At 72.0% G+C, this 18955-nt stretch carries 17 protein-coding genes; 5 read left to right on the forward strand and 12 right to left on the reverse strand.

Annotation, left to right across the window (positions count from 1 at the left end; all coding sequences use genetic code 11):
- Positions 1-121 precede the first annotated feature (121 nt).
- Both lptC and D7Y13_RS09510 read right to left on the reverse strand, forming a co-directional pair.
- The gene (gene lptC / locus D7Y13_RS09505) at positions 122-673 is read right to left on the reverse strand and encodes an LPS export ABC transporter periplasmic protein LptC (protein ID WP_120533708.1); all 552 of its coding nucleotides are present in this window, start codon (positions 671-673) and stop codon (positions 122-124) included.
- A 13-nt stretch (positions 674-686) separates the two neighbouring features.
- Complete coding sequence (locus D7Y13_RS09510) at positions 687-1652, reverse strand: lysophospholipid acyltransferase family protein (RefSeq protein ID WP_120583582.1); 966 nt, start codon at positions 1650-1652, stop codon at positions 687-689.
- A gap of 18 nt (positions 1653-1670) precedes the next feature.
- On the opposite strand from D7Y13_RS09510, the gene astB reads away from it, so the two are divergent.
- Together astB and D7Y13_RS09520 are read left to right on the forward strand one after the other, a co-directional pair.
- Positions 1671-2993: an N-succinylarginine dihydrolase gene (gene astB, locus D7Y13_RS09515; RefSeq protein ID WP_120583583.1), complete on the forward strand. Its 1323-nt coding sequence runs from the start codon at positions 1671-1673 to the stop codon at positions 2991-2993.
- A 125-nt stretch (positions 2994-3118) separates the two neighbouring features.
- Complete coding sequence (locus D7Y13_RS09520; protein WP_120583584.1) at positions 3119-3649, forward strand: aminoacyl-tRNA deacylase; 531 nt, start codon at positions 3119-3121, stop codon at positions 3647-3649.
- A 16-nt stretch (positions 3650-3665) separates the two neighbouring features.
- Here the strand turns inward: D7Y13_RS09520 and D7Y13_RS09525 are convergent, their stop codons facing one another.
- The gene (locus tag D7Y13_RS09525) at positions 3666-6296 is read right to left on the reverse strand and encodes an O-antigen ligase family protein (protein WP_120583585.1); all 2631 of its coding nucleotides are present in this window, start codon (positions 6294-6296) and stop codon (positions 3666-3668) included.
- A 186-nt stretch (positions 6297-6482) separates the two neighbouring features.
- Here D7Y13_RS09525 and D7Y13_RS09530 point away from each other — a divergent pair, with 186 nt between their 5' ends.
- On the forward strand, positions 6483-6758 hold the full coding sequence (locus D7Y13_RS09530; protein WP_120533713.1) for a hypothetical protein: 276 nt from the start codon (positions 6483-6485) through the stop codon (positions 6756-6758).
- Positions 6759-6802: 44 nt separating this feature from the next.
- Here D7Y13_RS09530 and D7Y13_RS09535 read toward each other — a convergent pair whose 3' ends face one another.
- The 7 genes from D7Y13_RS09535 to D7Y13_RS09565 all read right to left on the reverse strand — a co-directional run bounded on the left by D7Y13_RS09535 (position 6803) and on the right by D7Y13_RS09565 (position 15367).
- Positions 6803-7987, reverse strand: a complete 1185-nt coding sequence (locus D7Y13_RS09535; protein WP_120583586.1) for an acyltransferase family protein — start codon at positions 7985-7987, stop codon at positions 6803-6805.
- Positions 7988-7989: 2 nt separating this feature from the next.
- Positions 7990-9288: a UDP-glucose dehydrogenase family protein gene (locus D7Y13_RS09540; RefSeq protein ID WP_120533715.1), complete on the reverse strand. Its 1299-nt coding sequence runs from the start codon at positions 9286-9288 to the stop codon at positions 7990-7992.
- A gap of 107 nt (positions 9289-9395) precedes the next feature.
- Positions 9396-10367 (reverse strand): nucleotidyltransferase domain-containing protein, encoded by a 972-nt coding sequence (locus D7Y13_RS09545; RefSeq protein WP_120533716.1) that lies wholly within the window; start codon positions 10365-10367, stop codon positions 9396-9398.
- Between the two features lie 71 nt (positions 10368-10438).
- Positions 10439-11461 (reverse strand): nucleotidyltransferase domain-containing protein, encoded by a 1023-nt coding sequence (locus D7Y13_RS09550; RefSeq protein ID WP_199732761.1) that lies wholly within the window; start codon positions 11459-11461, stop codon positions 10439-10441.
- Between the two features lie 5 nt (positions 11462-11466).
- Positions 11467-12954: an MraY family glycosyltransferase gene (locus D7Y13_RS09555; protein ID WP_120583587.1), complete on the reverse strand. Its 1488-nt coding sequence runs from the start codon at positions 12952-12954 to the stop codon at positions 11467-11469.
- A gap of 84 nt (positions 12955-13038) precedes the next feature.
- Positions 13039-14187 (reverse strand): glycosyltransferase family 4 protein, encoded by a 1149-nt coding sequence (locus D7Y13_RS09560; protein ID WP_120583588.1) that lies wholly within the window; start codon positions 14185-14187, stop codon positions 13039-13041.
- Between the two features lie 10 nt (positions 14188-14197).
- A complete protein-coding gene (locus tag D7Y13_RS09565) occupies positions 14198-15367 on the reverse strand; it encodes an acyltransferase family protein (RefSeq protein ID WP_120583589.1) in 1170 nt (389 codons plus the stop codon).
- A gap of 167 nt (positions 15368-15534) precedes the next feature.
- Here D7Y13_RS09565 and D7Y13_RS09570 point away from each other — a divergent pair, with 167 nt between their 5' ends.
- A complete protein-coding gene (locus D7Y13_RS09570; protein ID WP_120535401.1) occupies positions 15535-16641 on the forward strand; it encodes an acyltransferase family protein in 1107 nt (368 codons plus the stop codon).
- A gap of 23 nt (positions 16642-16664) precedes the next feature.
- On the forward strand, positions 16665-17258 hold the full coding sequence (locus D7Y13_RS09575) for a class I SAM-dependent methyltransferase (protein WP_120583591.1): 594 nt from the start codon (positions 16665-16667) through the stop codon (positions 17256-17258).
- 10 nt (positions 17259-17268) lie between these two features.
- On the opposite strand, the gene D7Y13_RS09580 is transcribed toward D7Y13_RS09575, so the two are convergent.
- Both D7Y13_RS09580 and D7Y13_RS09585 read right to left on the reverse strand, forming a co-directional pair.
- Positions 17269-17763, reverse strand: a complete 495-nt coding sequence (locus D7Y13_RS09580; protein ID WP_147444290.1) for a hypothetical protein — start codon at positions 17761-17763, stop codon at positions 17269-17271.
- Between the two features lie 61 nt (positions 17764-17824).
- A complete protein-coding gene (locus D7Y13_RS09585) occupies positions 17825-18850 on the reverse strand; it encodes an ROK family protein (protein WP_120583593.1) in 1026 nt (341 codons plus the stop codon).
- Positions 18851-18955: the final 105 nt, after the last annotated feature.

The raw sequence follows: 18955 nt of genomic DNA on the forward strand, positions 1-18955 counted from the left end.
CAGGCCGGGGTCCCGGGCTTCGTCGCCGGGGCGGTCGCTCCCGCCGTGGCCGGGCTCGCGGGCTTCGCGGCCTGGGCGGGCGTGGGCTGGGCCAGGAACAGCGCCATCACGAGGAACTCGATCACTGCGCGGCTCCACCCAGCACGGTCTCGACCGTGCCCTCGAAGGTGAACGTCTCATCCGGCGCGGACAGCTCGAAGCGGTCCGCGCGCATCCGGTAGTCGGGGCCCTGCATCGTCACGCCCTCTTCGCCATGCGCCCGCTGCGTCGTGGCGTCGTAGGTGAGCCTGGGCGTGCGCGCCACCATGCCGTCACCGGTGCGCACGACGACGCCTCCGCTGCCCACCCACTGCTTGGACGCGAGGCTGCCGTCCATATTCGGCGCGGTGATGACCGAGCCGCCCGCCATGGGCAGGGGCGAGCCCTGTGAGCCCTGGCCGGGTGGCAGGCGCACGACCACATCCGTCGCCTGCACCTCGCCGCCCGCGCGCCGGTAGTGCACGGTCCGGGCGGAGCCGGAGACCAGGAGCTTCTCGCCCTCGAACGAGCGCAGGCGCGCGCCCTCCAGCACCACGTCCGGGCGCGGCTCGCTCGGGGCGCCCTCGGCGGGACGGCGCGGCGTGCATGCGGTGGCGAGGAGTCCCAGGAAGCTCAAGGCAAGGAGGCGCGACACGGGGTCTTCCTTATCACCGCACCGGGGCGGACGCTGGGTCGGGAAGGGCCGGGGCAGCGGCCTGCGACGCCTCCATGACAGGGCGCGTCTTCCAGCGTTGGTGCATCCACACCCACTGTTCGGGTGCCCGGCGGATGGCTGCCTCGATGCGCTGGGACAGGGCGGCGGTGAGCGCCTGGACGGCCGCTTCGCGCTCCGTCACCTCCGGCGCGGGGACCTCCTCCATGGTGAGCCGGTAGCCCTCTCCCTCGCGCTGGCAGAAGCCCACCACCACGGCCGCGCCGGTGCGCAGCGCCAGGTCCGCCGCCGCGCGCGGGGTGGCGGCCAGCTCCCCGAAGAAGGGCACGAAGACGGACTGCACCTTGGTGTCCTGGTCGATGAGGATGCCCAGGATCTCCCCGCTCCGCAGGGCCCGGAGCATGGCCCTGGCCGCGCCCTCCTGGCCGCGCCAGATGCTGCGCACCCCGCCCTTCGCCCGGAAGTCCTCCACGAGCGCGGTGAGGCGCGGGTCGCTGGTCTCCTTCGCGATGCTCTGGCTGGGGTAGCCCGCCTTCGCCACGCGCCGGGCGAGCAGCTCCCAGTTGCCCACGTGGCCGGAGACGAAGACGACGCCCCTGCCCTTCGCGAGCGCCGCCTCCAGCACGGCCCGGTCCCCTGCGGGCCAGGACACCAGGGCCTCCAGCCCGGCATCCAGGGCGCGCGCGGAGGCGACCTCCAGGGCGGCGGCGGCCAGATGGCGGAAGGCGCCACGGGCGAGCGCGTCACGCTCCGCGTCGCTCCGGTCGGGGAAGGCGCGGGAAAGCGACTTGAGGGCCTTGCGGCGCTCGCCTCCCGCGAGGGCATAGGCCCAGCCGCCCAGCGTCATGCCCAGGGTGCGTGCGGTTCCCAGCGACAGGAACTGGAGCAGGCGCAACATCCCGGCGATGAGCAGGTAGCGCAGGTAACGCTTCAGGCGCTTTGTTAAGGGGGGACGCTCCACGACGCGTCTCCATATCCCATGCGCGAATACAACTTCGACGGCCTCATTGGTCCGACCCACAATTACGCCGGTCTCTCGCCCGGCAACCTGGCGTCACAAACCCACGGGGGCCAGCCAAGCCAGCCCCGGGCGGCGGCGCTCCAGGGGCTGGAGAAGATGCGCTTCGTGTCGGAGCTGGGCGTGGGGCAGGCGGTGCTGCCGCCCCAGCCGCGCCCGTCCCTGCGCACGCTGCGCGCCCTGGGCTTCACGGGGTCCGACGAGGAGGTCATCACCCGCGCCGCGCGCGACGCCGAACACCTCCTGCGCCTCACCTCCAGCGCCTCCGCCATGTGGACGGCGAACGCGGCCACCGTCGCGCCGTCGGTGGACACCGCAGATGGACGGGTGCACCTGACGCCCGCGAACCTCACGCAGATGTTCCACCGCGCCATCGAGGCGGACACCACGCACGCGGTGCTGCGCGCCATCTTCGCGGATCCGAAGCACTTCCTGGTCCATGCCCCGCTGCCGGGCGCCGCCCACTTCGCGGACGAGGGCGCGGCGAACCACACGCGCCTCTTCACGCCCGGACACAAGGCCGTGCACCTGCTCGCCTGGGGCCGCAGCGCGTGGCAGGACGTGAAGGGCCCTCAGCGCTTCCCCGCGCGCCAGACGCTGGAGTCCAGCCAGGCCCTGGCCCGGCTGCACCAGCTGGATCCGGCGCAGGTGCTGATGCCCCAGCAACACCCGGACGGCATCGACGCGGGCGCGTTCCACACCGACGTGCTCGCGGTGGGCAACGAGCGCTTCCTCATGCTGCACGCGCTGGCGTTCGCGGACCCCCCGGCGCTCCTGGAAACGCTGCGACAGAAGCTGGGCGCGGACTTCCGCTCCGTGGTGGCGACGAACGACGAGCTGCCGGTGAAGGACGCGGTGAAGGCCTACCCGTTCAACTCGCAGGTGCTGTCGCTGCCGGATGGCACCATGGCCATCATCGCCCCCATCGAGAGCCGCGAGACGCCCCACGCGCACGCCTTCCTGCAACGCGTGGTCGCCGAGGACAACCCGGTGAAGGCGGTGCACTACCTGGACGTGCGCCAGTCCATGAACAACGGCGGCGGGCCGGCGTGTCTGCGCCAGCGCATCTCCCTGACGGACGCGGAGCGGGCCGCCATCACCGCGGACGTCTTCTACTCCCCCGCCCTCCATGAGGCCCTGGCCGCCTGGGTGCGCCGGCACTACCGCGAGGTGCTTCGTCCCGAGGACGTGAGGGATCCGCTGCTCGCGCGCGAGACGATGACCGCGCTCGACGAGCTGACGCGGCTGTTGAAGCTGGGCAGCGTGTACGATTTCCAGCAGTAGTGGCCCCCTGGCTGCCCTCCGGCCCACCTGCCGAGGGCAGGCCCCCGCGCCCTCCTGAGCTGGCGTGGCGAATGGCCGCCTGCGTCGTCCGGACACACCTTGAACGGTAAGGAGGTGAGGTCCCCATGATCCCTGTTGCCATCCAGCAATACCTCCGGCGCCATCGCGTCCCCTTCGAGCGGTATGCCCACGCCCGGGCCGAGTCCGCGACGGAGCTGGTGGAGGTCCTCAACGTGCCCGGCTGGCGGGTGGCGAAGTCCGTCATCGTGAAGGCGAACCGGCAGCCCTGGATCGTCGTCGTGCCCGCGCTGGCATCCGTGGACCTGCGGCAGGTTCGCGACATCCTGGGCGTGCACACCGCGCGGCTCGCCACCGAGTCCGAGTTCGTCGACCACTTCCCCGGCTGTGAGCCCGGCGCCGAGCCTCCGTTTGGAGAGCTGTACGGCCTGCCCGTCGCCGTGGACGAATCGCTGAGCCTCAACGAGCGGCTGTTGTTCCGCGCGGGCTCGCACGAGGAGGCCCTGGAGCTGCGCTTCCAGGACTTCGCGCGGCTGGAGTGGCCGCTGGTCGCGTCATTCATCCAGCCGCTCGCAGCGGAGCGGGGCTCGCAGGCTTCGTATTCCTCGCCCATGGAGGAGTCAGGCGCTTCGGCCTGACTGCGCGGGCCGTCCGTCAAGGCGCGGGGGAGTCGCTGACCACCTGCGAGCGGCGCAGGTACTGCTCGCGCTCCTGCGCCTTCGGATCCTCCAACAACTCCTGGCGGCGTGCGTCCACCTGCGCACGCTCGTGTGATTCCAGCCGCACGGCCCAGGCCTCCATCTCCGCGCGCCGAGCGCCTCCGGGAGGCATGAGCCGCAGGCCCTCGTGCACCGAGCGCGCCGCCGCGTCGTAGCGCGACAGCCGCTCCTGCAAGCGGGCCACCGCGAAGTGGCTGTCCGGCCCGGGCACCAGCCCCGCGACCGAGCGCCGCTGCTCCAGCGCGCGGGCCAGCAGTCCCTCGCGCTCGAAGCAGTCCGCCTCCAGGGAGAGCAGCCGCGCGCGTTGCTGGAGGTTCGTCAGGAAGGGCGCCACCGCGTCCAGCGTGTCCCGGGCTCGCCGCGTCAGCCCCGCCTCCTGCTGCCGCGCCGCCAGGGTGAACGCCAGCTCCACGTCCTGGGGGAAGCGCTTCGCGAGGGCCTCCAGCGCCTGGAGCGCCTCCGCCCCCTTTCCTCGCGCGCGCCACACGTCCGCGCGCAGCAGGTGCGTGGCCAGGGCATCCGGAGCCCATCGCTCCACCTCCGCCCACGCCGCCTCCGCCGCGTCCAGTTCACCCTGGGCCAGCCGGCCACGAACCTCCTCCATCCACAGCGCCGTGGCCTCGGGGCGGCCTTCGAAGTGCTCGCGCGCCCAGGCGAGCCAGGCCAGCCCGAGCACGCGACGCTCGGGCATGCCGACCAGGGACCGGGCCAGCTCCGTGGCCTGTCCGGGGGCCTCGGGCGTGAGGGTCGCGAGCTCCTCCGGCGTGCGCGCCCGGGGCATCGCCTCCGTCAGCAGCACGCGCGTGTCGCCGGCCTCATGCGCCAGGCGGTACTCCAGGAAGGCCTGCGCGCGCCGGCCCAGGTGCAGCAGGGCCCGCGCCGCCACGCGGTGCGCCGGCGCATCCAGCGGCCGCAGGTACAGCACGTGGTTGACGAAGGCCAACGCGTCCTTCGCCCCCGCCGCGCCGTCCCCCACGGAGGCCATCGCCACCAGGCGGTACAGCAGGTAGTCCGTCGGGTGCACGTCGATGAGCGAAAGCCCCAGCGCGCGGACCTCCGCTCGGGGGGCTCGGGCCGACACGCGTTCGGACAGCTGAGCTTCCGCGTCCTCCATCCGGCGCCCGCCCGGCACGAGCGCGACGAGCATCACCGCCGTGAGCCCCGCCGCCAGCGCCAGCGCCGGACCGGTGGGCAGCGCATGGGTGCGCGTGCTCCGCGAGAACATGCGTTCGGATTCGCGAGGCCGCGCCACCGCCCCCAGCACCACCGCGACCGCCACCGCGCACGCGGGCAGCTCCAGGCTGAAGTCGAACAGGTTGTGCAGCGCCAGCGCCGCCACGCCCGACAGCACCGCCAGCTCCACGGGGCCATGGCCTTCGCGGCGCACCAGCCCCACGAAGCCCCAGACACCCAGCAGGAGCAGCAGCAGGCCCGGCACGCCCCACTCCGTCGTCACCTGCAACACCGCGTTCTCCGGGTGCGTGAAGGTGTTGGGGTTCGCTTCGGTCTGGTAGCGGGGAAACGCGGCCTCGAACGCGCCGCGCCCCATGCCCAGCACCGGGAAGGCGCGGGCCGCGCGGGCCATCATCGGCCACGGCTCCACCTTGCCGTGGCGCAGGGACTCCACGCTGTCCGCCGTGCGCGCCTCCGCCCACAGATTGTCCGCCGCCAGGTACGCGCCCACCGACAGCGTCGCCAGCAGCCCCAGCAGCACCGCCGCGCCCCGGCCCCAGGAGGGCTTCGCGGGCGTGCGCGCCTCACGCCGCTGCTTCGACAGCCACGCGGCGAGCAGCACCTGACCGAAGACGAAGAACACGATGCCCGCGCGCGACAGCGACAACAGCACGCCCGCGCCGGAGAGGAGCGCCGCCACCGCGAAGGGCCACGCGCGCGAACGCGGCTGCGCCGACAGCGCCAGCCCCACCGCCACCGTCGCCGTCAGCCCCAGGTAGCCCGCGAGGTGGTTGGGGTTGCCGAACGGCGTCACCAGCGGCGGCCGCGCATGCACATACGCGCGCAGGCCGAAGAGCGTCTCCACGTTGAAGAGCGCGTGCCCCAGCCCCACCGCCGCCACCGCCGCGCCCGTGAAGGCCAGCACCGACAGCAGCCGCTTGCGCGACGCCCGGGCCCGGCACACCTGCGCCGCCGCGAGGAACGTCAGGAGATAGGCTCCGTGCTTCGCCAGCTCCCGCCACGTCGCGGAAGGCTCCAGCGACACCGGCCGGAAGCCCGTGAGCCCCAGCGGCACGAGCACGTCCTCGCGCAGCGCCGCGGCCTCTGGACTCACCCACCCCAGCACCGCCGACGGCAGCGGCACGAGCTGCAGCGCGCACAAGAGCACGCCACCCACCAGCGGCACCGCCAGGAAGGGAATCCTGGGAGTGTCCCCCTGCCGGCGAGCCCCCACCGCCGCCAGCACCGAGGCCAGTCCGGCCAGGGCGCTCAGCGGCCAGGCCAGCCAGTGCGCCGCGCCGCCCAGCGCCACCGGGCCCAGCACCAGCAGCGCCGCGAGGGCCGCCTCGGCGGACAGGGTGTACCGGGAGACGCGACGGGACTCGGGAGCCATGCGGAGGGCGCGAGTATGTCACGGGCCCAGGCGGACCCGTTCCTTCCGCCCGGGGACCTCCCCCCGACCAGGGAACTCGCCGCCCGGACGCCTCCTTCCCGGACGCGCCTCGCCGGAGTGTCGAATGAACCGGCGCGCCGGGACATCGCTTGCATCCAGAGACCCATCTGGCATCGTCCCCGACCCATGCGTCGCCTCCTGCTCACCGCCGCCGTTCTCTGCGCCTCCCTCTCCGGACTCACCGCGTGCAAGACGAGTTGCCGCGAACTGTCCGAGAAGCTCTGCGAGTGCGCCTTGAACTCGGTGGAGAAGCAGGTCTGCCAGCAGCGCGCCGCGGACGAGGAAGCCCGCGTGGAGCCCACCGCGGAAGATGAGATTGCCTGCGAGGCGCGGCTTGAGGGCTGCGACTGCCGCACCATCGAGACCGAGGAAGGCAAGAAGGCCTGCGGCCTCGCCCGCTGAACGCCGTCCGCTGAAGGTCAGCGTCCGGCGTCCTCACGGGGACTTCAGGCGCCCGGCACCACGCGCGCCGCGACCGGCGCTCCACCGTCCACCCACGGCTGGAGCCCGCGCTTCACCCGCGAGCGCCACGGCGTCTCCACCCACCGGTGCACCGCCACCGACGCGGGCACCAGCAGCACCAGCAACACGGTCAGGAAGCGCCAGGGCGACGACAGGTCCACGCGCGTCTCCAGCCAGTGCACGAACTCACTGATGGGGTACTGGAGCAGGTACAGCGCGTAGCTGGCCCCACCCAGGTGCACCAGCCACGGCCGCGCGAGCACGGCCCCCAGCGCTCCACCGCCGCGCGCCAGCCCGTACACCAGCAGCGCCGACGCGGGCGCCAGCAGCGCGTTGTGCATCAGCGGGTACGGAATCCGTCCGCCCTGCGAGAAGCCCGCGAGCAGCAGCGCCGCGCCCGCCGCCGCCATCACCGCGCCAGAGCGGGGGGCCGCGCTGGCTTCCGAACGCTCGCGCACGAAGACGAGCCCCAGCAGCACGCCCAGCAGGAACTCCGGCAGACGCATCAGCGGGTTGAACTTCACCACCGCCAACCAGATGCCCTCCGACGCGGCGTCCAGCGTGCCCGCACCGTCCGGCCGCAGGGCGACATAGAGCACCGGCGGCAAGAGCCCCAGGGCCCACACGCCCGCGAGGGCCGCCGTCATCCGCGCGCCCTTGAAGCCTTCCAGCCGGCGCCCCAGGGAAGGGAACACCGCGTAGAAGAACGCCTCCACGGACACGGACCAGCCCGGCGGGTTCCAGTACAGCGCCAGCCTGGGCACCCACGCCTGGAGCAGCGCCAGCGTGGTGAAGCCCGCGGTGCCCAGCTTCGCGGCGGCCACGGGCAGCGAGTTCACCGCCAGCGAGCGCCCCATGGTGGGCGCCGCGGACAAGAGGAACGTCAGCAGGAACACCGGGTAGACGCGCGCCACGCGGGCGCTCCAGAAGGAGCGGGACGGCGTCTGCATCCGGCCTTCGGCGTCCACGTAGTTGTACGCGAGCACGAAGCCGGACAGCAGGAAGAACACGCCGACGGACGCGTAGCCGGAGGCCACGATGTGGACCATCCACTCCGGGGCCCACCCCGCGAGGCAGGGCGTCCCGAAGTGGAAGAGGACCACGTGAAGGGCCGCCAGGAAGCGCAGCCCCGTGAGGGCATCCAGCGAAGCGCCCGTCTTCTGCTTCATCTCTAGCGGCGCCCGATGCCGAAGTAGGTGAAGCCCTGCTCACGCATGCGAGCGGGCTGGAAGACGTTGCGGCCGTCGAAGACGACGGGCGACTTCATCAGCGACTTCATGCGCGCGAAGTCCGGGTGGCGGAACTCGTTCCACTCGGTGACGACGAACAGGCCGTCCACGCCCTCCAGCGCGTCGTAGGGCAGCTCCGCGTAGCGGATGCGGTCGCCGAAGACGCGCTTGGCCGCGTGCGAGGCCACCGGGTCATGGGCAATCACCTGCGCGCCCTTGCCGATGAGGCCCTCGATGACCTCGATGGACGGCGCCTCGCGCATGTCGTCCGTCTTGGGCTTGAACGCCAGGCCCCACACGCCGAACTTCTTGCCCTCCAGCGTGCCGTAGTGCTTCACGGCCTTGTTCACGAGCAGCTTCTTCTGCCGCTCGTTGGTGCGCTCCACCGCGCGCAGCAGGTCCAGCTCCAGGCCGTACTCGCGCGCCGTCGTGACGAGCGCCTTCACGTCCTTGGGGAAGCAGGAGCCGCCGTAGCCCACGCCGGGGAAGAGGAACGGGTAGCCGATGCGCTTGTCCGCGCCCAGGCCCTTGCGCACGAAGTCCACGTCCGCGCCGACCTTCTCGCAGAGCGCGGACACGTCGTTCATGAACGAGATGCGCGTGGCGAGCATCGCGTTGGCCGCGTACTTCGTCAGCTCCGCGGAGCGCGTGTCCATGAAGAGGATGGGGTTTTCGGTGCGCACGAAGGGCGCGTACAGCTCGCCCATGATGTTCCGGGCGCGCTCGGTGTCAGCGCCGATGACGACGCGGTCCGGCTTGAAGAAGTCGTCCAGCGCGGCGCCTTCCTTGAGGAACTCCGGGTTGGAGACGACGTCGAACTCCACGCTCGTCACCTTCGCGATGGCCTCGCGCACCTTGTCCGCGGTTCCCACCGGCACGGTGCTCTTGTCCACCACCACCGTGTACTGCTTGATGGCGCGGCCCACCGCCTGCGCCGCCGCGATGACGTACTGGAGGTCCGCTTCGCCGCTCTCGCCTTCCGGCGTGCCCACCGCGATGAACACGGCCTGGGCGTTCGCCACGCCCTCCGCCAGGTTCGTCGTGAACGTGAGGCGCTTCTCCTTCACGTTCTTGCGGATCAGCTCCTCCAGACCCGGCTCGTAGATGGGAACCTGCCCATCCTGGAGCATGCGGATCTTCCGCTCATCGATGTCCACGCACGCGACGTCGTTGCCCGAGTCCGCGAAGCAGGTGCCCGCGACGAGTCCGACGTAGCCCGATCCGATAATGGCAATGCGCATTCTTGAAAGGTCCTGGGTTTTCGACAGGTGGCGTCATTGAACTTCTACGCCGACCCGCGCACCGAAAGAAAGCCCAGGGGCGCTGAACGCCGAGCGACCAAACAGGCTTATCGCCCAGTGAGGAGGCGGCGCAGCCGGTCCACGCCCCGCAGGGCGGACGCACGTCCGGGGGTGCTCACTGGACCCACCACCCCCCGGTCCAGAAGCTCCCGGGTCGCCCGCCGCAGCGGGGGCATGGCGGCGGTGGCCTGCGCCGCCGCGTCCGGGAACAGCCGCGCGACGATGGCCAGCGACGTGTACAGCGCGCGCTCCAGACCGAACGCCTCCGCCCGCTCCAGCAGTGCGGGAATCTCCATGGGTCGCGAATACACGCCGCCCATCCAGGTGGCGCCGGTGACGAGCTCGCGCAGGTCCACGAAGGACAACCACGGCACGTCGTAGCCGTGGTGGGCCTGGTCCAGCGCGGTGAGCAGGAGCGCGTCCTCCAGCTCCGGACGGAAGACGGACGCGCCGTAGACCTTCATGGGTCGGGCGCGGTCGAAGATGCCGGCCAACTGCTCACGTCGGTTCGCGCCCAGCACGTCCGAGTACAGGTAGATGGGCGTGCGGCCGTCGGACACCACGCGCGCGGCGCCGCTGTTCGTCGTGTCCGTCTCCGGGACGAACTCGTGGTTGGACAGGTAGCCGGCGAAGCCGTCCACATCCAGCCGGCGCACCAGCACCTGGATGTCCAGCACGGGGCGGAAGCCCACGTGGGGGTAGAGCGCCTCCGCGAAGGCGGCGCCGCCCAGGAGCAGGATTTTACGGCCCTCCAGCTGGTCCACGATGCGCTTGAAGTGGACCAGCTTCATCACGTTGTCGTTCACGGAGCCGGTGTAGATGGACATCATCCGGTCGCGGGCCCACTCGGGCGCCTCGCCTCCGCCCATCCGATACTCCAGGTTGTACGCGGCGAGCGGCGCCAGCCCCTGGGAGATGGCCCAGTCGACGTAGGCCTCCCAGGGCGCACCCCGGAGCTTTCCGCGCGGGGGCTCGAAGGAGGACAGGACCCGGAAGGTATCGAGGAGACTGGGCGCCATGGTGCGGCACCTTTAATGGTCCGGGCCCATCCGCCGCAATGACCGTCTTGCACACGGTCCAGCCGAGCACCCTACCCGCCGCGCGCCCAGTGCCCTCGCAGCCGTCGGAGCGCGTAGCGCACCATGGGCCGGGCCCGGGGCGCCAGCGCGAGCTTCGCGGCCACCCAGGCCGGCTTGTTCCGGGCCAGCTCCGAGTCCACGAGCCGGGGCCCGGAGAACAGCCGGGTCGCCAGCGCGCGCTGCCACCCCGGTGGGGCCAGGGCCTGGAGCACGCGCTGCGGCACGGGCGCGTCCAGCAGCCGGTGCGCGGCGTCCCAGGCGTACCAGACGAGGTGGGGCAGGCCCGTCTCCTTCGCGCGCGCCACCACGCGCTCCCAGTCCAGGTGGGGCTTCGCCCGCGCCAGCAGCTTCAAGTCGAAGAGCCACGTCAGCCGCTGCAGCAGGTGGTTGCTCGCGTGGAGGGCCAGGTACACGGCCTCGTCCTCCGCGCACAGGTAGCGCACGCGCAGGCCGTCCAGGTCCGCGTCCTCCGCGCGGGCCACCAGCGCGTCGCCCTCCAGTGCCTGCCCGTAGCCGGCGAGTGCGCGGTAGTGCAGTTCCACCAGCCCCGCGGGGCCGGTGAGCTCCACATGGTGGGTGTCGTCGCGGTCGCCGTCGCCGGGCTTCGTCGTCAGGCCCAGCCCTTCCAGGGCGTGCACGGCGCACAGCACGCGGGCGCGCGGCACGAGCAGGTCCACGTCCGTCGTGGCCCGGAGCAGCGGCTCCGGGTAGAGCCTGCGGGCCAGGCCATAGCCCTTGAGCAGCACCGGCACCACGTCCACCGCCGCCAGGGCCTCCACGCTGCGCAGCAGCAGCGCCCGCACGCGCATGCCCCGGGCCGCGCCCGCCAGTGACTCGCGGCGCAGCAGGGCCCGCGCTTCTTGGGGAAGTTCCAGCTCCGCGCGGGTCAGCGCGTGTTCGACGAAGCCCGCGAGGCCGTGGCGCACGGCGGCCTTCACCAGCGCGTCCGCTTCCTCCGGGAGCACGGGCGAGTCGGGGGCCTCCGGCCAGGACTTCAGCAGCGTCAGCAGGGCCGAAGGAGGAGCCGGACTCACGGGGCCTACCGCCGCATGGCGATGATGCGCCCGGGTGCGGCGGCTTCCAGGGCCGCGAGCTGCACGGTGCGCTCGGCCACCGCGTCCGCGACCACCTCCAGCGCCAGCTCCTCGTCACGGTCGATGGCGCCACGTCCATCGCACCAGCTCAGGTGCAGCGTGCCGAGCAGGGCCTCGCCGTCCTTCACCTCGACGCGCACCTCCAGCGGGGAGGACGTGCCGGCCTCCGGACGCTGCGCCTCGAAGACGACGCCCTCCGTGTCCACTTCGTGCGGGCGGCGCAGGCGCAGCGCCTGTTGGGCCGCGCCCAGGCCCTGCGCCAGGGGGCGCACGGCGTTCCACACGTCCTGGAGCGAACCGGCCGCGCGCACCGCGCCGGTGACGGCCTTCACCAATGTGCGCAGCTGCTGGTTGCGCTGGCGCGTCTGCTGGACGGAGCCCGCGTGGCGCATGTCCAGGTAGCCCAGCTTGCGCATCAGCACCACGATGACGACGCCCATGCCACAGAGCAGCACCGCGCTCTGGAAGCTGTTGGCGAAGTGGAGCCCCAGCGCGGTGAGCATGAACAGCATGCACAGCCCGTAGAGCACCAGCACGGTGCTTCGGTGGGTGAGCAGCAGGCGGCTCATCAACCGGTGATGGATGTGTTCCTTGTCCGCGCTGAACATGGGTCTGCCCAGGAGCGAGCGGCGCACCATGGCCAGCAGCGTGTCCATGATGGGCAGGCCCAGCGCCATCACCGGAACGAGCAGCGCCACCGCGGTGCCGCTCTTCGACGACGTCTTGATGGACACCGCCGCGAGCACGAAGCCCAGGAACATGCTGCCCGTGTCCCCCATGAAGATGGAGGCCGGGTTGAAGTTGAACACCAGGAACCCGAGGATGGCGCCCGCGAGCGCCGCCATCAGCAGGCACAGCAGCACGTCCCCGCGCACCAGCGCGAGCAGGAAGTGGGTGCCCACGCCGAAGAACGCGACGCCGCCCGCCAGCCCGTCCAACCCGTCGATGAGGTTGAGCGCGTTGATGACGCCCACCACCCACACCACCGTGAGCGGCAGGCTCAGGAACCCCAGCGACAGCTCCGCGCCGAAGGGATTGGCGAGCACTTCGATGCGGAAGCCCAGCGCGTACAGGCTCAGCGCCACCGCGAACTGCACGGAGAACTTCAGCTTCGCGTCCGCGCCCTTCAGGTCGTCGTAGAGCCCCAGCGCCGCGATGAGCGCGCCGCCGACGAAGAGCCCCACGATGAGGTCCGTCTGCGCGAGGAACTGGAGGCCCACGCCCGTGTTCACGAGGAACAGCGCGCACAGCGGCGCGAAGAAGCCCCCCACGATGCCGATGCCCCCCAACCTCGGGACGGGCCGCACGTGCACCTTGCGGCTGGAGTTCGTCGGGTCCAACCACCCCCACGCGAGCGCACGCTCACGGACGACCCACGTCAGCGCCAGCGCCACGAGGAGCGAAACCAGGAAGGCAGCGAAGAAGGTCGTCATGCAGGGAGCGTCTGTCCCTATCGTGACGGCCAACAGTGCAGCGCGTCAATGTCCTGGTCCCACGGGGCGGAAAGGCGTGCCTGCCTACTTGCTGCCAGCAGTCCTGGCGTCCAGGAGCCCTTCGTAGAGCCCCCGGGTGCGCGCGGCGATGTCGGGCCAGGTGAGACCCTGGACCCGGGCCTGCGCTTCTCTGCGCAGCGCGTACCGCTGGAGCGGATCCGCCGCGAGCGCGCGCACCGCCGCCACCAGCGCGTCCACATCCCCGACGGGCACGAGCAAGCCCGTGTGCCCGGGATGCACGACGGACGGCGCCACCCCCACCGGGGTGGACACGGGCACGAGCCCCGACGCCATGGCCTCCACCAGCGCCATGCCGTAGCCCTCCGCGTGGCTGGGGAAGAGCAACACCTCTTCGCGTGCGAGCAGGCCGGGCAGCGTCGCGTGCGCGTAGCCCGGCACCACGCGCAGGTGGGGCTGGACGGACGGGGGGAAGGCGGCGCGGACCTCGGGCTCGGGGGTGCCGGTGCCGTACAGGGTCAGCGTGAAGGCCACGCCGAGCGCGTGCAGGCGGCCCGCCGCGGCGATGACGTCCTCGCGGCCCTTGCGCTGGATGAAGGTGCCCACGGTGGCGAGGCGCAGGGGGCCTTCCGCCAGCGGCTCGGGCAGGGGCAGTCCCTGGAAGGCCTCACCGAGCCCGTGGGGGATGATGCTCAGCTTTGAAGCGGCGACGCGCAGCCGCTCCCGCGCGTAGGCGGCGTCCGCTTCGTTGAGGAGCACGGCGTGGTCCGCGAGCCGCAGCGACTGCGCCACCTCCCAGAGGCGGAAGCCGCCGTTGTAGAGCGGGTACTTCCAGCTCAGGCGCGCCTTGCCCTCGCGCGCGTCGGCGCGGAGCTGTTCGGAGACGGTGTGCTCCAGGCCGTGGCTGCGGGTCACCAGCGCGTGACGGCGGGCCGCCCCGGGACGTCCGGCGCGCGCCCAGGGCCAGGCATCTCCGGTGGTGACGTCCAGCACGTCGTACCGGCGCGCCACGCGGGCCAGGTGCGCGGAGAGCTTCCACGGGAAGCGCAGGTTGTGGAGCGCGGTGTGGTGCTGCTCGCCGGGAAAGGCGTCTCCGTAGCCGTAGTAGTCCACGGTGCAGCCCTGGGCCTGGAGCGCGCGGCCCAGCGCGAGCGTCACGCCGGGGGCGCCCAGGTCCTGGGACAGGGGATGGTGGATGGCCAGGAGCACGCGCATGCAGGGGGCTTCATAGCAGGCCGGTGGAGGCGGACAGCGGCCGTGGACGGGGCCGTGACAGCCGGTTGCGGAGCCAGCGCCGCGCGGGCTCCTCCAGCCACGCGAAGACCGCCAGCGACACCACCACGAAGGACGTGATGGCCAGCGCGCTGTAGCCCCACGGCGCGCGCCGCTCGAGGCCGATGCCGGACAGCCGCTCCGCCGCGCGCGTGTAGAAGGCCAGGGGGATGTGGAGGATGTAGAGCGCGTAGCTGGCCTCGCCCAGGCGCACCACGGAGGCGCGCGACAGGAACGCCGCGAGCGGACCGTGCCCCGTCGCCAGCGTCCACAGGAGCCAGGCGAACACCGGCGTCAGCGCCAGGTCCCGCAGGGCCCAGGCGGTCCCCATCCACGGCACCGCGAGCAGTCCCAGCGCGAGCGCCGCCGCCGCGAGGCTCCCCATCGCGGAGGCCCGTGGAAGCTCCCGGCCGCGCAGCACGAACAACCGGCCCAGCACCACGCCCAGCAGGAACTGCGGCAGCTTGATCAGCGGCGAGTATTCCCCCACCAGGAGCCACGTGTCCCGGTGCGGGGAGTCGCCCGCCAGCAGCGTGTCCCCCAGCAGCCACAGCCCGCTCAGCACCGCCGCGACCGCGCCCACCGACACGGCGGCCCACCGGAGTCCCTTCGGCCCGAGCCGCGCCACGGGCACGGCCAGCACGGGGAAGAGCAGGTAGAAGAAGGCCTCGACGGACAAGGACCAGCCCGGACAGTTCCACGCGCAGGCCGCGGGCGGCACCCACGCCTGGGTGAGGCTGAAGACCGCGGCCCCCACGCCCAGGATGCGCTGGAGCGACGCCGGCGTGAGCCCGCCTTCCTGCCGCAGCACGAACTGGAAGAAGGGCGGCGCCGTCAGCACCAGGCCCAGCAGGTATACGGGGTAGACGCGAGCGAAGCGCGCCGCCCAGAACGCACGCCGCGACACCTGACCGGACGACGCCTGGCCCAGGTACGCCTGCGCCAGCACGAAGCCGGACAGGATGAAGAACAGCGTGACGCTCGCCGGGCCGTTGTCGAGGAAGCCCGCGAGCCACGCGGGCCGGCCCTCACGCGGCGTCACGTGGAAGGCCACCACATGGAGCGCGGCGAAGAAGCGGAGCCCCGTCAGGGCTGGGAGCGAGGGGCGCGGCGCGGCTGCCATGGTGGAAGGGGGCAGTATGCGTCCCCGTGCGCGAGCCCGGCAACAGGCGCGGTGGGTCGCCACCCGGGCGGACGAGCACGTCGCGGTCATTGCCTCGCGGCAAGAGGGATGGGACACAATGCCCCGGCCGCATGCCTCCCTCCCCTTCCCTCCCCGCGACAGCATCGATGGATCCACTCGCGGGCCGGGAGTCCGCGCGCAGGGCGGGACTGGACGTGCTGCGCGCCGTCGCCATCCTGGCGGTGCTCGCCTTCCACGCGCCCGCGAACGCGCGGGAAGCGCTGCCAGCCTGGGTGCGCATGGGCTTCAGCCTGGGGTGGATGGGCGTGGACCTGTTCTTCGTCCTGTCGGGCTACCTCATCGGCCGGCAGGTCTTCGGCCCCGAGGAGCCTGGAGGACTGGGCGCGAACCTGCGCACCTTCTGGACGAAGCGGTGGATGCGCACGCTGCCGCTCTACTTCGTCGTCCTCGCCGCATATGCGCTGAAGCCGTGGGTGTTCGGTACGCCGTTCATCGGAGGCGGCTGGCACTACGCGCTCTTCCTCCAGAACTTCACCGACCTGCGCGACTTCGAGCAGAGCTGGTCGCTGTGCGTGGAAGAGCACTTCTACCTGCTGCTGCCGCTCGTGGCGTTCGGGCTGGGCGGCCGCAAGTGGCCGGCCTTCGCCTGGCTCGTGCCCGTCGCCGTGAGCCTGCTCCTGCGCTTCTTCACGCGGTCCACGCTTCCGGAGGGGCTGGACGCGTCGGAGATCTGGGTGCGGTTGCAGTGGCCCACGTTCCAGCACCTGGACGGGCTCTGCGCGGGCGTCTTCCTTGCCCGGACGGCCTCGACGTGGCGTCAGTGGCCCTCCCGGGCACGGGCCCTGTGCGGGGTGCTGGGACTGGCGACGGTGGTGGGGAGTCTGGGCGTATTTGTCCCCCGGATGCAGGGGTTGGGCGGCGTGTGGCTCATCGCGGGGCTGGCGGTGGGCTTCAGCGGCCTGTTGGTCGCGATGGAGTCGCTGCGCCTGCCGGCGGTGCTGCGGTGGCCGGCGTACCAGGTGTCGGCGCTGTCCTACGGGGCCTATCTGTGGTTCGGCCCCATCGTGCGCGTCTTCGAGCGGCGGGACATCGCGGGGCCGCCGGTGCTGACATTGATGGCCTTCCTGGCCGCGACCCTGGCAGTCTCGTGGCTGACGTACCGGGCGGTGGAGCTGCCGTGTTTGCGGCTGCGGGACCGACTGCTCGCGAGGTTCACGGAAGCACGCCGGGACATCACCGCCATTGGCGGTTGAGCCCACGGCACGAGGATGGATTCATGCGCGTCAGCACCCACTTCGCCCTCTGGATGGCAGGGATGGCCCAGGCGGAGACCCAGACGACGGCGGGCGAGCGCGCGTGTCTGGCACGGTACGCGGCGGGACGGCAGCGGCTGGTGGAGATTGGCGTCTGGCACGGGGTGACGACGCGCGTGCTGCGCGCGGTGATGGACCCCAGCGCCACGCTGTGGGCCGTGGATCCGTACCCGGTGGGACGGCTGCGCGTGAGCTTCCAGCAGCTCATCGCGCACCGCGAGGTGGGCAGCGTGAACAACGGGCGCGTGGACTGGGTGCGCGCCACCGGCGCGGATGCCGCGCGCCAGCACCGCGAGCGGGGCCTGCCGGCGGTGGACTTCGTCTTCATCGACGGAGACCACACCTACGAAGGGCTCCAGGGAGACTGGACCGGCTGGAGCCCGCTGGTGGCACCGGGCGCCATCATCGCGCTGCACGACACCCACTCCAGCCCGTCGCGTCCGCTGAACACCGCGGGCAGCGCGCGCTACACGCGCGACGTCATCCTCCACGACCCCGCGTTCGAGTGCGTGGACACGCACGACTCCCTGACGGTGATGCGCCGTCGCGAGGGATGAGCGGGAGCGCTCACCGCTTGTAGGGTTCGAGCTGGATCTCCACGCAGGTGTCCTTCTCGAAATAGACACCCGTGGGGTGGTAGCCCCCTCCGTTGATCGCGATCAGCACGTAGGTCTTATGGCGGCTCGTGGGGATGGCACGGAAGTAGCCATCCTTCGAGACATTCAAGACGCCTTCGACCCAGCAGCCCGCCATCCCATCGATCCCCGACGCTGACATCACCTCGTATTCCAGCCGAGGCAATGGCTTCCCGTCGCCCGCGATGAATCGCCCCACCAGCAGTGGGTAGCCCTGCCTTTCCTGCTCGGCAACGTACGCGTCATCCTCCGAGGCAGGCCAGTCATGGCGCACGGTCTCGCAGGGGACGTGGACGACGCAGCTGTCCTTGAACCAGCACGCCATCCGGTCCGTGACGGATCCGCCGCGCTTCCACGACCCACAGCCCGTGCTTCCCAGGGCCAGGGCGCCCATCACCCCGACCGCGAGCCATCGCTCCCGGCGCATCCACGCAGTCCCCATCCCCGCATCATCGCAGCAGGGATGGGCACCCGCGCCAGCCCCCCCTCTACATCTGCGGGCCCGCGAGCAGCGCCGCGCCGATGGCGCCGGACAGGTCGCCCAGCTCCGCCACGCGCAGCGCGGGCTTGCGCTCCGTGATGAACAGGTGCGGGTGCATGGCGTCGGCGATGCGCTCCACGAACGGCTCGCCCAGCCGCGACCCCAGCCCCCCGCCAATGACGACCGCCTCCACGTCCAGCAGGTTGATGACGGACGCGACGGCCACGCCCATCATCGCCACCGCGCGGTGGATGAGCCGCGTCGCCAGTGGGTCCTTCTCCTTCAGCGCCCGCGACCAGATGCCGCTCGACAGCCGCGTGCGGCCCTTGTCGCGCATGATGTCGAAGAGGATCGTCTTCGTCCCCTTCTTCACCGCCGCGTGCGCCTTGCGCTCCATGGACGCCCGGCCCGCGTAGGCCTCCAGGCAGCCGCGCCGGCCACAGCCGCACCGCGCGCCGTTGGGCTTCACCACCATGTGGCCAATCTCACCGGCGGAGCCCTGGCCGCGCCACGGCACGCCGTTGAGCACCAGGCCGCCACCCACACCCGTGCCCCACCACACGCCCAGCACGGAGCGGTGGCCGCGGCCCGCGCCCAGCTTGTACTCGGCGGCGACCGCCACCTGCACGTCGTTGCCCATCACCACCTTGCCGCCCACGAGGTCGCCCAGGTCCGACGCGATGGGGTACGGCGCGTCCCAGCCACCCGCCACGTTGCTCGCGTGCGCGAGCGTGCCGCTGTTCGCATCCACCGACCCCGGTGCGCCCACGCCCACCCCCGCGAGCTTCGCGGGCTCGATGCCCGCCGTCTGCGCCGCTTCGCCCAGCGTGCCGTACAGCTCCTTCACCACCTCGCCCGGTCCCCCCTTGGAGGGCGTCATGTGGCGGGCGCGGCCCAGCACCTCGCCGCGCGCATCCACGACGACGGCTTCAATCTTGGTGCCCCCCAGGTCGATGCCTCCCCAGATGCGGGCCCGGTCGTTCAACGGGCCCTTCTCCGTCCCGTTCCCGCGGTTCACCGAAGTCTCAGCCATGTCCCGCCCCCGTGGATTGGCGGCACCCATCGCCGCACCCGCTCAATCTGCGCAGCGCGGGCCGTGGCCACGGCCATCACACCGAGCACCCCCGCGACTGCCAGG

The sequence above is a fragment of the Corallococcus praedator genome, from assembly GCF_003612125.1.
Lineage (GTDB): Bacteria > Myxococcota > Myxococcia > Myxococcales > Myxococcaceae > Corallococcus > Corallococcus praedator.